The sequence below is a fragment of the Vibrio sp. 1249-1 genome (genome assembly GCF_033340495.1).
In genome coordinates this window covers 130,393-144,634 of sequence record NZ_JAWOWJ010000009.1, presented here as the reverse complement: position 1 = coordinate 144,634, position 14,242 = coordinate 130,393, and the positions used below count along the sequence as shown (strand labels likewise).

The following is a 14,242-nucleotide window of genomic DNA, read 5'->3' as shown; positions in this document are numbered from 1 at the left end:
GCAGTACGTCATCGCGCTGCCCTTTTCATTAGTTATTGAGCGATAAGGAAAAGTGATCGAGCCTTATCACTCAGTACTATGCATCGAAAACCTTATTTCCTATCACGTTGAAAGTGGTTAACGAATGACAAGATAAATAGTACGTTCACCACGTTGAATATTAAGAGCCAGTACACCTTTGTGTTTCTCTACGATTGTACGAAGCTCGGCAAGGTTTTTCACTCGTTGACGGTTCACACCGATAATAATGTCACCTTGTTGTAATTGATATTGAGCCGCTGGAGAGTTATCTGCAACGCTCGATACTTTAACACCTTGGATTACATCACTTGGTGTTGTATTGCTTAACTCCGCACCTTTGAGTCCCTCATGTAATGTCTCCGCTTTAGCTTTCATATTCGTAGATTCGCCAAGCGTTACATCAAAGGTTTTATTCTTACCATCTCGAACCACACCTAATGTGATTTCTTTACCTGCGCCCAGTGTTGCCACTTTTGCGCGGAGCTCTGAGAAAGTATTAATCGCTTTGCCGTTCACCGATACAATTACGTCACCGGCTTTTAACCCTGCTTTATCGGCTGCGCTGTCCGGTACGACTTGACCAATAAAGGCCCCTTTACTTGACTCGTAACCCAATGCATCAGCTAGCTCAGAGGTTACTTCGCCACCTTGCACACCCAACATGCCGCGTTTGACTTCACCAAACTCTAGAATTTGATCAGTGAGGTTTTTCATCATGTTTGATGGAATCGCAAAGCCAATACCCACATTACCGCCGTTAGGGCCTAAAATCGCAGTATTAATACCGATCAGCTCACCATTAAGGTTGACCAATGCACCACCAGAGTTACCGCTGTTAATTGCGGCATCGGTTTGGATGAAGTTTTCGAAGTTTTCAACGTTTAAGCCACTACGACCAAGGGCTGAAACAATACCCGAAGTCACAGTTTGACCGAGTCCAAATGGGTTACCAATCGCAACCGTAAAGTCACCGACACGCAGTTTGTCGGAATCCGCGACTTTAATCTGCGTTAAGTTTTTCGCTTTCTCTAATTTAAGTAACGCAACATCGGCCATTTCATCACCGCCAACGAGCGTAGCGTCATACTCGCGCCCGTCAAAGAGGCGAACTCGAATCTCATCTGCCCCCTTGATCACGTGGTAGTTAGTGACAATATGGCCTTTCTTCGCATCAATAATGACACCAGACCCTAAACCTCTGAACGGGCGCTCTCGCCTTTGTTCCATAGGAAAGTCTGGGCCAAAGAAAAATTGAAATTGCTCGGGAATGCGGCTGGTTTGTACTTGTTTACCTTCTACAGCAATACTCACAACAGCTGGGGTCACCTTCTCAAGCATTGGTGCCAAGCTAGGTAACTGTTGGCCATCCACATTCAAAGGTAATGCGGCAGTGGCTTGAACTGGGGCAATAATCGAACCCAAACTCAGAGATAGAACGGTGAGCGCAAGCAGTGGTTTTTTCATCCAATAACTCCTCTTGAAACATGTCTGCCAAAAAGAAATATCCGAACGGTTAGTTCACTTTGTTAATAACTAATATAGGGTCTAGTTCGGACAATCAAAAGGGGAGGCAGTGCACACCCAAGTTAGAGCGAAGGTGAGGTGAAAAAGTTCAAAAAAGGGCCGATACAAATGTATCGGCCCTAGATAGAAGTAAGAGAGGATTATGATGCTTTTGCGGTTACCGCTTCGGGAGCATTAATGATTTCTTTCTCTTGATCCTTCAAAAGACCGGTGGCGCCATTAGCGTAGTCTTTTGGTTGTTCGTTAAACTCTGGTTGATCTTCTGCAATGGTTTCAGACGACATTGCCGTTTTCTTATCAAACGGGTTGTCTTGTTCTGGTAAGTTTGGCAAAAGCTCAGAAGAGGTCTTGGCCATATGTTGGTATAGCTTGGTGTAATCTTTACCTAGGGTGTCCAACATTTCTGCGGTTTGTGCAAAGTGATCGACGAGCTCTTGACGTTGTTGCTCTAATTCAAACTTGGCCGCTTCAAGTTCTTTCTGCACAGACTTTTGTTTTTTGTATTCAGGGGTGGTTAGTCTACTAATGACTACGCCTACGATTGTACCGACCAGCAAACCCACAATGGCATAAATCCAAGGCATAACTGCTCCTTATAGTTGTTTTAACAAGTCTTTTACTACTTAGTTACACGCGGTGCTCGTCCATGTTACTATGGCTTGAACAGCCGATAAAGAAAAATAGCAGTATGTCTTCGGGGACTGATAACTACTTCTCTCTATTCTCAAAGTTGACCCCGAGGTAACCCTTTTCTCTATACCTCTATACGACTTAATACGATGACACCACTACAACAATATCAAAAAGACATAGCAGAACACGGGTTTCAGCGTGATGAAGCTCAGTATCAAGCGGTCGTTGCATTAGACAAGCTTTACCATGCTATCGTTGAATTTCAGTCAGCGCCTGTGCCTCAGCTTTCCAAATGGCAAAAGCTAATGGGGAAAAAAATCGACAAGCCTGAACCACCAAAAGGCCTTTACTTTTGGGGGGGCGTAGGTCGCGGTAAAACCTACCTTATGGATGCATTTTTTGATGCTTTACCGACCCAAAGAAAAATGCGCGTCCACTTCCATCGATTTATGTATCGAGTACATGATGAGTTGAAGCTGTTAGGTGATGTCGAAAATCCGCTATCAAAAGTGGCGGATAAATTTAAAGAAGAAGCCGATGTGGTTTGCTTTGATGAATTTTTTGTTTCCGACATTACTGATGCGATGATCCTTGCAACGCTACTTCAAGAAATGTTCAAGCGGCAGATGATCCTAGTCGCGACTTCAAACATTGAGCCGCAGAACTTATATCGTAACGGTTTGCAAAGAGCGCGCTTTTTGCCCGCGATCGATATGATTTTGGCGCGTTGTGAAGTGTTGAATGTCGATAGTGGCGTTGATTATCGCTTAAGAACGTTAGAACAGGCTGAAATATACCATTACCCGCTTGATGAGCAGGCTAGCATAAACCTTAACAAATATTATCAGCAGCTGACTGGAGAGCGTCAGTTTGTTGCTCATCAAATCGAAGTTAACCACCGTCAACTAGCGGTGATTGAAGCAAGCGACGGGGTGCTGCATGCGTCGTTTGCTCAGTTGTGTCAAACTGCTCGCAGTCAAAATGACTACATTGAATTGTCTCGTATTTACCACACGGTATTACTGGCAGATGTTCAACAAATGAACCGAAAAATCGATGATGCGGCGAGACGCTTTATCGCGCTGGTCGATGAGTTTTACGAGCGCAATGTTAAGTTGATTATTTCTGCTGAAGTGCCAATGGCCGACTTATATACTGATGGGCAGTTAGAGTTCGAATTTAAGCGCTGTTTGTCTCGGCTTACTGAGATGCAAAGTCATGAGTATCTCGCGCGTGAACATTTGGCCTAGATCCAATGGGTTCTTAAAAAAGTGAAGAAAAAATTAGTGATTTGGCGCAAAAAAAGGTGATTTTTTCTTCGCTCTTCTCTATAATCCTGCGACCCACCGTTACTGCAGACCTGATTATCGAAGTTATTTCGAAATTGAAGGTCGAGAGTACCAACGACTCGAAGGGGTGATGACTGGGCTCTTAGACAGTGTGGGAGCACTATTGGGTGTTCCTTTAAAGTTTAAAATTTAATTAACGGGTTATTGTTAGCATGAAAACTTTCGTTGCTAAACCAGAAACTGTAAAACGCGACTGGTACGTTGTAGACGCTGAAGGTAAAACTCTTGGCCGTCTAGCAAGTGAAATTGCATCTCGCCTACGTGGCAAACATAAAGCTGAATACACTCCTCACGTTGACACTGGTGATTACATCATCGTTATCAACGCTGAGAAAGTTGCTGTAACTGGTAACAAAGCTAAGAACAAAGTGTACTACCGTCACTCTGAATTCCCAGGTGGTCTAAAATCTATCACTTTTGAAAAGTTGATCGATCGTAAACCTGAGATGGCTCTTGAGCTTGCAGTTAAAGGCATGCTTCCACGTGGTCCTCTAGGCCGTGCTATGTACCGTAAGCTAAAAGTTTACGCGGGCGCTGAGCACAACCATGTTGCTCAACAACCACAAGTACTAGACATCTAATTGGGGATTTCGAAAATGGCAGAGAATCAATACTACGGCACTGGCCGTCGCAAAAGCTCAGCTGCACGTGTTTTCATTAAACCAGGCAGCGGTAACATTGTAGTAAACAAGCGTAACCTTGACGAATACTTCGGTCGTCCAACAGCACGTATGGTTGTACAACAACCTCTAGAGCTAGTTGAACTAACTGAAAAGCTAGACCTTTACGTAACAGTTAAAGGCGGCGGTATTTCTGGTCAAGCTGGTGCTATCCGTCACGGTATCACTCGCGCGCTTATGGAATACGATGAGTCTCTACGTCCTGCTCTACGCGCAGCTGGCTACGTTACTCGTGACGCTCGTTGCGTTGAACGTAAGAAAGTTGGTCTACGTAAAGCACGTCGTCGTCCACAGTTCTCTAAGCGTTAATTTCCTCTTATCGGGAATTATGCTTTTCAGAGTTACTCTGGAAACTGTGTACCAAAAGCTCGGCTCTATGCCGGGCTTTTTTGTATTTAAAGACATCATACTTGTCTTCAAGCAACGAACAGCCTTCACTTATCATCACACTCCGAGCAGACCTTCTTATTCGTCCTCTTCGTCGAAAGGTTGCCAGTGCCGTTTTATATGTGTGCCTTATTTAACCGCGACTCACCACGCTTTCTCTTGCGATGCAGCATAGATGTATTCATCAACAAGAATGTCTTTGTATCTTATTCTTCCTGTAACATGTTTTAAAATGACTTACGTTCCTTTTTGAGCATTCTGCGTGCTACAAAATTGAAAATATAAACACAGTAAGCTGAACGCGTAATACGAAATATTTCTCTGTGTAATTAACTGAAAACTACCAAGATAAAAGGTTTTATCCGCTTTCAGCGGGGCTTCTATGTGGTGCTTTCTTGTTACAAATCACATCAATTTTTTATAATTCTGCCGCTTTTGTGACGACGCGAGCGATTTGCCTCACAAATGTTACAAAAAGGTAGCTTTATCTTGTCAAAAAGTAGGGTTTTCTTTATCATTTCCCTCCAATAAATAGAACTAAATTCATTATTTGTTAGCCATGCTCTTATAAGCGGAATAATAACGATCCAAAGGGAGCAAATGGGAGAATGTTTGGATGAGCAACGCGCCTTTAAATAACGGTCGCAGGCGTTTTCTAACCGCTACAACGGCAGTTGTTGGTGGGTTAGGGGCAGTCGCCGTCGCCGTGCCTTTTATCAAATCATGGAATCCGAGTGCTAAAGCCAAAGCGGCGGGCGCACCGGTTGAAGTGGATATAAGTAAAATTGAACCAGGTCAGCTGGTTCGTGTTGAGTGGCAGGGAAAACCTGTATGGATTGTTCGCCGCACTCAAAGCGTTCTGGATAACTTAAAATCGATCGGTGATAAGCTTCGCGATCCACAATCTGAAATGGAGCAGCAGCCTGAGTACGCTCAGAATGAGTTTCGTTCGATTAAGGAAGAGTTTTTCGTCGCAGTTGGTTTCTGTACCCACTTAGGTTGTTCACCAACCTATCTACCTGACTCTTTCTCAGAGCAGGTGCAGGGCGTAAGATCTGGCTTCTTCTGTCCTTGTCATGGTTCTAAGTTCGACATGGCTGGTCGAGTGTTCCAAGGAGTACCTGCTCCGTTGAACCTTGTCGTTCCTAAGCACATGTATTTGAGCGATACCAAGCTCATTGTGGGTGTTGATGAGGGAGATGCATAATGCAAGCAATGTTAGATTGGGTTGAAAAGCGTATTCCTGCAATGAATGCTTATAAAAAGCATTTGTCTGAATACCCAATGCCTAAGAACTTCAACTTTTGGTACCTTTTCGGTTCTCTGGCGATGCTGGTTCTTGTTAACCAAATCCTAACGGGTATTTGGCTAACGATGAACTATGTTCCTTCAGGTGACGGTGCATTTGCGTCTATCGAATACATTATGCGTGATGTAGAGTACGGTTGGCTTCTGCGTTACATGCATTCCACTGGCGCGTCAGCGTTTTTCGTTGTTGTGTATCTTCACATGTTCCGTGGTTTGATCTACGGTTCATACCAAAAACCTCGTGAACTGTTGTGGATCTTCGGTATGTTGATCTTCCTAGTTCTCATGGCTGAAGCGTTCATGGGTTACCTACTTCCATGGGGTCAGATGTCATACTGGGGTGCGCAGGTAATCATTTCCCTGTTTGGTGCTATTCCTGTTATCGGTGATGACCTAACACTTTGGATTCGTGGTGACTACATCATCTCTGGTGCAACGCTAAACCGTTTCTTCGCACTACACGTTATTGCACTGCCTATCGTTTTGCTTCTTCTTGTTGTTCTGCACGTATTGGCGCTGCACGAAGTAGGCTCAAACAACCCGGATGGTATCGAAACTAAGCTGCCAAAAGGCTCAATGGGCGACGATTACAAAACGCAATTCAAGTTCCACGATTACTACACGAAGAAATATGACATCATTGATTCGATTCCTTTCCATCCGTACGGCACGGTTAAGGACTTGGTCGGTGTCGCTGGTTTCTTGTTCTTCTTCTGTTACGTGCTGTTCTTTAACCCAGAGATGGGTGGGTACTTCCTTGAGCCGCCTAACTTTGAAGCTGCAAACCCACTGAAGACACCAGAGCATATTGCTCCGGTATGGTACTTCACGCCGTTCTACGCAATCTTACGCGCGGTTCCAGACAAACTATTAGGTGTTATCCTAATGGGCGCGTCAATTGCAGTGCTGTTTGTTCTACCTTGGTTGGATCGTTGTAAAGTTCGTTCATACCGTTACCGTAGCAAACTTCATTTATTGAATATTGTACAGTTCACTATCGCCTTTATCGCTCTGGGTATTTTAGGTGCGTTACCTGCTACACCAACGTACACACTACTATCTCAGATCTTTAGCTTGTGTTACTTCATGTTCTTTGTGTTGCTGTTCTTCTACAGCAAAAATGAAGCAACCAAACCATTACCAGAGAGGGTGACATTCAAATGAAGAAGTGGATTGTAATTCTATTTGCTATGTTGCCATCACTAGCGATGGCAGCTGGGGCCAATGTTCCGCTGGATAAAGCGAATGTTGACCTTACGGATAAAGCTTCGCTACAAAACGGCGCGAAGTTGTTCATGAACTACTGTTTTGCTTGTCACTCTACGCAATACCAGCGTTACGAGCGTGTAGCAACAGACTTGGAAATTCCAACAGACTTAATGAAAGAAAACCTGATTTTCAATCCTGAAGCGAAAATCGGTGATCTAATGGTCAATGCTATGCCACCGAAGCAAGCGGCAAACTGGTTTGGTGCTCCACCACCAGATCTTACGTTGGTTGCACGAGTTCGTGGTGCTGATTGGTTATACACTTACTTACGCTCTTTCTATGTTGATCCATCTCGTCCATTCGGCGTGAACAACATCGTATTCCCGAGTGTTGGTATGCCGCATGTACTTGAAGAGCTACAGGGCATCCCGACGCCGATTTACGATACGAAAATCGTAGATGGCGAAGAAGTACAAGTTGTTGTTGGTACTGAAACCGATGGCACGGGTGAGCTGAGTGAAGGCGAATATGACAAAGCGGTTGGCGATCTCGTTAACTTCTTAGTTTATTCAGGTGACCCAGTGCAGCTTGAGCGTCATGCTTTAGGCTGGTGGGTAATGGGCTTCTTAGTGCTTCTAACCATCGTTGTTGTGATGCTCAAGAAAGAGTATTGGCGCGATGTGCATTAATTGTGCTAAAATACCGTGCTAATTCCCAATTTTAATTGATGTACAATGGAGGCTTAGCCTCCATTGTTTTTATTTGTAAGTGTACTGGAGGGCTCCATGGCTGTAGCTGCCAATAAACGTTCTGTGATGACTCTTTTCTCAAGTGCATCAGATTTGTATAGCCATCAGGTTCGCATTGTACTAGCTGAAAAAGGCGTAAGTGTTGAAGTTGAGCTTGTTGACGAAGCAAACCTTCCTGCTGAGCTTGTTGAGCTAAACCCATATAAATCAGTGCCAACTCTTGTTGACCGTGAGCTAGCTCTTTACGATTCAAAAATCATCATGGAGTACTTGGACGAGCGTTTCCCTCATCCACCTCTAATGCCGGTTTACCCTGTTGCTCGTGGCAACAGCCGCTTGATGATGTACCGTATCGAACGCAACTGGTATTCACTCGCTGAAAAAGTGATGAAAGGTAATGCGGAAGAATCAGAAAAAGCACGCACAAAGCTGCGTAATGATCTTCTGACGTTAGCGCCAATTTTTGCTGAATATGAGTACTTCATGAGCGAAGAATTCAGCTTGATCGATTGTTACCTAGCTCCACTATTGTGGCGTTTGCCTCAACTTGGTATCGATCTTGTTGGCCCTGGTTCAAAAGAAATCAAGGTATACATGAACCGCGTATTTGAACGTGATTCGTTCCTTGCTTCTTTGACTGAAGCTGAACGTGAAATGCGCCTAGTTCGCTAAGCGATTTAAAACACGTTATGGATATTGCAAAAATGACTGCTCGCCGCCCGTATATGCTTCGCGCATTTTACGACTGGTTAGTAGACAATGACTTGACTCCTCACTTGGTTGTGGATGCAACAATGCCAGGGGTGCGTGTCCCGGTTGAATTTATTCAAGATGGTCAAATTATTTTGAATATTGCGCCACGTGCAGTGGGTAATCTTGAGTTAGGTAATGATGCGATTACCTTCCATGCTCGCTTTAGCGGTCGTCCGCACTCAGTGATCGTGCCTGTGTATGCTGTTCAAGCTATTTATGCACGTGAGAATGGTGCTGGTACTATGTTTGAACCAGAAGAAGCGTACACTCACATCGAAGAAGAAGCGATGACCGAGGAAGAATCATCCCCATCGTTCACAACGGTTAGCGATGAGCCTTCTGAGTTAGTTTCTGATTCAGATGCCGAAGAGGACGACGCTCCTCGACCAAAAGGCAAACCAAGCTTAAGAGTGATTAAATAATAAAAAAGCAGCGTTACGCTGCTTTTTTCTTTTTAACTTGTTGAAGATGATTTCAAGCCAGACTTTGGAAATTACTCACTAATCGTAAAGACTTCGACGTTCTCTTCATTTTCTGTGCTTGCCTCACTTTCTATTGTTTGTACACCGTCACTCGGTAAGTCCACTTCAACAGGCTCCATTTCGCCGTATTGGAACCCTTTAATGACTTGTTTTACGCCTGAGATATTACGTGCGATTTCTGTCGCTCGATCGCCTTGCTCTGGCGTGACATAACCAAACAGAAAAACGTCGCCATCTTCGGTGATCACTTTAACCTTAACACCATTAAGCTCAGAATCAGTAAGCAAAGCTGACTTTACTTTGGTTGTGATCCAGCTGTCATTGCTAATCTGGGTAACAGTGAGTGGCTCTTTTTGTTTGATTTGATTGTGTATGACTTTTACACCACTAACTTCTCGAGCCCTTCGCTCTAAAGCAAGGATAAGGTCTTGTGTCGGAGCTTGTCCCATAAGGACTACAGTCCCATTATATGAACTGGCAACGACACGAACTTCACCTTTAAACGGTGCTTTATTGCCGATCGCCGCAACTTCGAATTCGATGTTATTGTCCTGCCAGATTTGTTTTGTCGTGCGTGTGTCCGTGACAATATTCGCTGTGGTTGCTGCACCTGCGATAAACAAACCTGCGCAACCACTTAAACTCAATGCTGTTAATAAGATAACAAGGCTACGTATCATAATTCTGACTCTCAGTCTTGGTTACTCTTCGTGAGCAGGGAAAAGCACTTGGTCAATAAGATCACAAAGGCAATGGAGTGTTACCATATGTACTTCGTGAATACGTGCAGTGCGGTGTGATGGAATACGAATTTCGACGTCGTTCTCACCGAGCAGTCCTGCCATCTCTCCGCCATCTTTTCCTGTTAGCGCGATAATCGTCATGTCTCGAGTTACGGCTGCTTCCATCGCTTTGATAATATTTTTACTGTTACCGCTAGTCGACATGGCAAGCAAAATGTCGCCTGGTTGACCAAACGCTCGTACCTGTTTTGAGAAGATTTCCTGGTAGTGGTAATCGTTGGCCACTGCGGTTAGGGTGGTATTATCGGCGGTTAAGGCCATTGCTGGTAGGCTAGGGCGCTCAGTTTCAAAACGGTTTAAAAGACAAGAAACAAATTGTTGAGCGTTTGAAGCACTGCCGCCATTACCACAACATAAAATTTTATTGCCATTAAGCAGGCTCGACACCATCGCTTGAGCTGCATGAGTAATGGCATCAGGCAGCGCCTCTGCTGCTGCGATTTGAATTTGAATACTTTCTGTAAAGCTGTCTTTAATGCTGTCTAGCATCGCTTATCCTTCAGAGATTGCGTTTTCTATCCAGTTGATATCTCGCCCATTATCATGAATGGCGATGACATCAAATCGATAATCGATATTGTGTTTTAAGCGCTTTTGTTGGCTAAGCCAAACTTGTGCTGTTTTGACTAGCTTGCGCATTTTAGCGTGCGTCACCATTTCTGCTGCCGAGCCAAAGTGATTGTTCTTACGGTATTTGACTTCAACAAACACAATAGTTTCACCTTGTTGGAAGATTAAATCAATCTCACCGACCTTAGTCAGAAAATTTTGTTCAATAAAGTTTAAGCCCTGGCGTTGTAAATATTGCTTCGCCAGAGCTTCATATTGATTTCCGATTTGGCGCTTGCTAAAGAGCCCCACGCTCAGCCCAGCTTAGCTCACGCTGTACAACACAATTATTGTCGATACTTAAAATACCGGTTTGGCCGCCAACTGAGTAGCCCGGAACGACCTTCATTTGTGGCAGCTCCCCAATCAATTTATACGCATCCATACCCAGTGCTTTCAAACGTTTTTCCATGTTAGATTGCTCTGACCACAGCTCGTTCATTTCAGCGGTCACGCTAGGGTCTGGGTCAATCAGTAATGGGATATCGCTGTAGATGATGCCTGTTAGATCTTCGTAAGTCGCGCCGCCACTGTTGCTACGCGAGCTAGAGAAAATTTGTGGCGCTTTGGCGTCTGGGTTAATCGCTACCTCAATAAACGGCTTGATCAAAGTCAGTTCCGTGCTTCTAGCAACAATATAAACCGCATCGACATCACGACGGCTACGTGGCTGTGTTTCAAGCTTGATACGCATTAGTGATTGCATCTGAGCAATACGTTGTTTGCTTTCTTGTAGGCCAAATACTTCATTGATGTCTTTTTGAAGTTGGCGCTTGTCGCCAAAATAACTTGCTGCGACTTTATTAGAGCTGTACTTGCGCCATTCTTTGTTGAATGCTTCAGTTACGCGCTCACCAAAGCTGCCCTTTGGTGCCAGAATCAGAGGGAAGTTATAGCCTTCGCTGAACAAGTGTTTCGCTGCCTGTGCGGCTTCTTGTTCTGGTGATAATGCCAAGTAGCAAATATTGCTATCTGGTTGCACATCTTCGGGAATATTTAGCGCAAGGGCTGGAATCGTAGGACCATTTTCTGAGCCATCCATGGTTGTGTGCAATAGCTCAACGTTCTCTTTTTCTAGAGGACCAACAACAAAATCGATGTTTTCATTGATCAAACGTTGTTTAATTTGGTCGGCGTTATACGCATTAGTGTCTATTACCGTGAGGGTAGCGCTTGGATCACGGTTACGATCATTCATCATCGCAAACACAAAACCATCACGAATTAATTGCGCTTGTGGCGAGAATTTACCAGTAAGCGGCAGTAACAAAGCGGTGTTGTTTGGTTTAACTATGTCTAGAGAGAGAATGTTTTGAATCTCTTCTGGTGTGTAGATAGCGGCTGGATGCGATGGGTTCTCGTTTAACCAGCGTTCGAGGGTATTTTTTAGTTGGGATAAGTTGCCCGACAGCGTTTTCGCATAAATAGCGAGTTGTAGCCAACCATCCAAAACATCTTCATTTGGCTCTGTTTCTAATGAGGTCAGTTCGTACTCGGAGTAGCTGCCAAAGTTCATCCAAATACGGCTAGAAATCTCTCTCTGCTCCGCGGACGATGCATATTGGCCAAATGCAACCAGTTGGCGGTTTGCCTCAAACGCTTGGTTAAGACCTTGATAAGCGTCGGCACGCATCAAGTAGTAGTCTTTCCATTGCTCATTTGGCAACTTCCACCAAGGTTTAAAATTCAACAATTGCAGCAATTGAGAGTAATTACCCTGTTTTTGCTGTATGGTCGCACGCGCTAGTTGCCACTCTGCTTGCTGAACTTCGGTTAACTGTTGACGAGCTAGGCGCTTGATCAACATTTCTGCTTGATCAAACTGGTTTGCTTGAATCGCGGCTTTGGTTGCCATGATCAACCAGTCATTTTGTAAACTGCCTTCCGTGCTATCAGCTTGGATCATATAGTTCTGAACAGACTGAGTAGGCTCAAGTGTTACATCAACGCCATCAGGCTGTCTTGGACCTGAAGAACAGGCGGCGAGCGTAATTGCTAGTGCAACAGGAGTAAGTATGCGTGGTACACTGAGTCTCTTATGGTTAATCATTGCCGTGAGTTCTCTATAATTTTGTACAAAATTGTCTCTATATTAATCGTTGAAGTGATGGTAAACAAATGACAGATAAAAATAAGTTGCCGAATGAGGGGCCAACTCTCTATATCGTACCGACTCCAATCGGAAATTTAGCGGATATCACCCAACGTGCTATCGAAATTCTGTCGACTGTGGACATCGTTGCCGCTGAGGATACTCGACATACGGGCAAATTACTGTCTCACTTCAATATTCAAACCAAAACTTTTGCTCTACATGACCACAATGAGCAGCAAAAAGCACAAGTTTTGGTAGAAAAGCTGCTTTCCGGTCAGTCTATCGCATTAGTTTCTGACGCTGGTACGCCACTTATCAGCGACCCAGGATACCATTTGGTGACAAAATGTCGTCAAGCGGGCGTTAGAGTTGTGCCTCTTCCAGGTGCTTGTGCGGTCATTACGGCGTTAAGTGCCTCTGGCTTGCCATCGGATCGCTTTAGCTTCGAAGGTTTTTTACCACCGAAAAGCAAAGGTCGTAAGGATAAATTCCTAGAGATTGCTTCGGTAGAGCGTACGTGTATTTTTTACGAGTCACCGCACCGTATTTTAGACTCTCTACAAGACATGTTAGACGTTCTTGGCCCAGATAGAGAAGTTGTGTTGGCAAGAGAGCTAACAAAAACCTTTGAAACCATTCAAGGCATGCCGTTAGGTGAGCTGATTGAATGGGTGAAAAGTGACGATAACCAACAGCGTGGTGAAATGGTATTGTTGGTACATGGCCATCGTGAAACAACAGACGACTCACTACCTGAAGAGGCTTTACGCACGTTAGGGATTTTGACCAAAGAGCTGCCTTTGAAAAAAGCAGCTGCTTTGGTGGCAGAAATACATAACTTGAAGAAGAATGCGCTATATAAATGGGGCTTAGAAAACTTAGACTAAGTGCCGCTAGCGAGATAAATGGTCAATGAGGGCTGATGTTTAGGCATCGGCCTTTTTATTATCTATTTTTGGCACGTTGACTAAAAAGTCATCACTTAGTGCATTCATTTCATCATATCTGTGATCTAACTAGACTCTGAAGTGAGAACTCTATACAATCCGCCCTCGGAGCTGACTGGGTAGTCGCTGCTTTGTTGATGTCCTTCGGGAGACTGACGTCGAAGTCCCTTTGGGAGACTGACGTTGACGTCCTTCGGGAGACTGACAAAGGGGAGGAAAGTCCGGGCTTCATAGAGCAAGGTGCCAGGTAACGCCTGGGGGGCGCAAGCCTACGACAAGTGCAGCAGAGAGAAGACCGCCGATGGCCCGTAAGGGTACAGGTAAGGGTGAAAGGGTGCGGTAAGAGCGCACCGGACGACTAGCAATAGTTCGTAGCAGGGTAAACTCCACCTGAAGCAAGACCAAATAGGCCTCCACATTGCGTTGCTCGCGTAAGGAGGCGGGTAGGTTGCTCGAGCCAGTGAGTGATTGCTGGCCTAGACGAATGGCTACCGCCGTGCAAGCGGAACAGAACCCGGCTTATGTGTCGGCTCCACCTATTCGAGACCCATCTCTACTTCGGTAGTGATGGGTTTTTTGCATTTAATTGACGCAAACTATGTCATTACCAATAAACTTGGCGTAAATCACGTCTAACTTTAGACTTGTGGTGGCGATGATGTAGGAAATCAGTACACTAAAGAATCGCTTCAA

General features: G+C 44.6%; 15 protein-coding genes and 1 other RNA gene. 10 read left to right on the top strand and 6 right to left on the bottom strand.

What is annotated here, in order from left to right; all coding sequences use genetic code 11:
- Positions 1 to 117 precede the first annotated feature (117 nt).
- Positions 118 to 1,485, bottom strand: coding sequence for a Do family serine endopeptidase (locus R7Z50_RS16835; protein WP_025768400.1), 1,368 nt, complete (start codon positions 1,483 to 1,485; stop codon positions 118 to 120).
- 200 nt (positions 1,486 to 1,685) lie between these two features.
- Positions 1,686 to 2,129: a Z-ring associated protein ZapG gene (gene zapG / locus R7Z50_RS16830; RefSeq protein ID WP_005379861.1), complete on the bottom strand. Its 444-nt coding sequence runs from the start codon at positions 2,127 to 2,129 to the stop codon at positions 1,686 to 1,688.
- A 195-nt stretch (positions 2,130 to 2,324) separates the two neighbouring features.
- Between zapG and zapE the strand changes: the two genes are divergently transcribed.
- The 8 genes from zapE (at position 2,325) to sspB (ending at position 9,035) form a co-directional block, all read left to right on the top strand.
- The gene (gene zapE / locus R7Z50_RS16825) at positions 2,325 to 3,428 is read left to right on the top strand and encodes a cell division protein ZapE (RefSeq protein WP_005387411.1); all 1,104 of its coding nucleotides are present in this window, start codon (positions 2,325 to 2,327) and stop codon (positions 3,426 to 3,428) included.
- A 251-nt stretch (positions 3,429 to 3,679) separates the two neighbouring features.
- On the top strand, positions 3,680 to 4,108 hold the full coding sequence (gene rplM / locus R7Z50_RS16820; RefSeq protein WP_005372872.1) for a 50S ribosomal protein L13: 429 nt from the start codon (positions 3,680 to 3,682) through the stop codon (positions 4,106 to 4,108).
- A 15-nt stretch (positions 4,109 to 4,123) separates the two neighbouring features.
- Positions 4,124 to 4,516 carry a 30S ribosomal protein S9 gene (gene rpsI, locus R7Z50_RS16815; RefSeq protein ID WP_005372876.1) on the top strand — a complete coding sequence of 131 codons (393 nt, stop codon included), beginning with the start codon at positions 4,124 to 4,126 and terminating at the stop codon, positions 4,514 to 4,516.
- Between the two features lie 694 nt (positions 4,517 to 5,210).
- Complete coding sequence (gene petA / locus R7Z50_RS16810) at positions 5,211 to 5,801, top strand: ubiquinol-cytochrome c reductase iron-sulfur subunit (RefSeq protein WP_005372877.1); 591 nt, start codon at positions 5,211 to 5,213, stop codon at positions 5,799 to 5,801.
- Positions 5,801 to 7,066 (top strand): cytochrome b, encoded by a 1,266-nt coding sequence (locus tag R7Z50_RS16805; RefSeq protein WP_005372880.1) that lies wholly within the window; start codon positions 5,801 to 5,803, stop codon positions 7,064 to 7,066. The genes petA and R7Z50_RS16805 overlap by 1 nt, the downstream gene beginning before the upstream one ends.
- Positions 7,063 to 7,800 carry a cytochrome c1 gene (locus tag R7Z50_RS16800; RefSeq protein ID WP_005372881.1) on the top strand — a complete coding sequence of 246 codons (738 nt, stop codon included), beginning with the start codon at positions 7,063 to 7,065 and terminating at the stop codon, positions 7,798 to 7,800. The genes R7Z50_RS16805 and R7Z50_RS16800 overlap by 4 nt, the downstream gene beginning before the upstream one ends.
- A gap of 96 nt (positions 7,801 to 7,896) precedes the next feature.
- Entirely contained in the window at positions 7,897 to 8,532 is a 636-nt protein-coding gene (gene sspA / locus R7Z50_RS16795) for a stringent starvation protein SspA (RefSeq protein ID WP_005372897.1), read from the top strand.
- Positions 8,533 to 8,549: 17 nt separating this feature from the next.
- Positions 8,550 to 9,035: a ClpXP protease specificity-enhancing factor gene (gene sspB, locus R7Z50_RS16790; RefSeq protein WP_005387408.1), complete on the top strand. Its 486-nt coding sequence runs from the start codon at positions 8,550 to 8,552 to the stop codon at positions 9,033 to 9,035.
- A gap of 71 nt (positions 9,036 to 9,106) precedes the next feature.
- On the opposite strand, the gene R7Z50_RS16785 is transcribed toward sspB, so the two are convergent.
- The 4 genes from R7Z50_RS16785 to R7Z50_RS16770 are packed head-to-tail and all read right to left on the bottom strand — an operon-like array spanning position 9,107 to position 12,557.
- Entirely contained in the window at positions 9,107 to 9,775 is a 669-nt protein-coding gene (locus R7Z50_RS16785; RefSeq protein ID WP_025768401.1) for a BON domain-containing protein, read from the bottom strand.
- Positions 9,776 to 9,796: 21 nt separating this feature from the next.
- Complete coding sequence (locus tag R7Z50_RS16780) at positions 9,797 to 10,387, bottom strand: phosphoheptose isomerase (protein ID WP_005372901.1); 591 nt, start codon at positions 10,385 to 10,387, stop codon at positions 9,797 to 9,799.
- Positions 10,388 to 10,390: 3 nt separating this feature from the next.
- Complete coding sequence (locus tag R7Z50_RS16775; protein ID WP_005372903.1) at positions 10,391 to 10,759, bottom strand: YraN family protein; 369 nt, start codon at positions 10,757 to 10,759, stop codon at positions 10,391 to 10,393.
- Complete coding sequence (locus R7Z50_RS16770) at positions 10,746 to 12,557, bottom strand: penicillin-binding protein activator (protein ID WP_005372905.1); 1,812 nt, start codon at positions 12,555 to 12,557, stop codon at positions 10,746 to 10,748. The genes R7Z50_RS16775 and R7Z50_RS16770 overlap by 14 nt, the downstream gene beginning before the upstream one ends.
- 68 nt (positions 12,558 to 12,625) lie before the next feature.
- Between R7Z50_RS16770 and rsmI the strand changes: the two genes are divergently transcribed.
- Both rsmI and rnpB read left to right on the top strand, forming a co-directional pair.
- A complete protein-coding gene (gene rsmI, locus R7Z50_RS16765) occupies positions 12,626 to 13,489 on the top strand; it encodes a 16S rRNA (cytidine(1402)-2'-O)-methyltransferase (RefSeq protein ID WP_065274174.1) in 864 nt (287 codons plus the stop codon).
- A 167-nt stretch (positions 13,490 to 13,656) separates the two neighbouring features.
- Positions 13,657 to 14,087: RNase P RNA component class A (gene rnpB / locus R7Z50_RS16760), an RNA gene on the top strand.
- Positions 14,088 to 14,242: the final 155 nt, after the last annotated feature.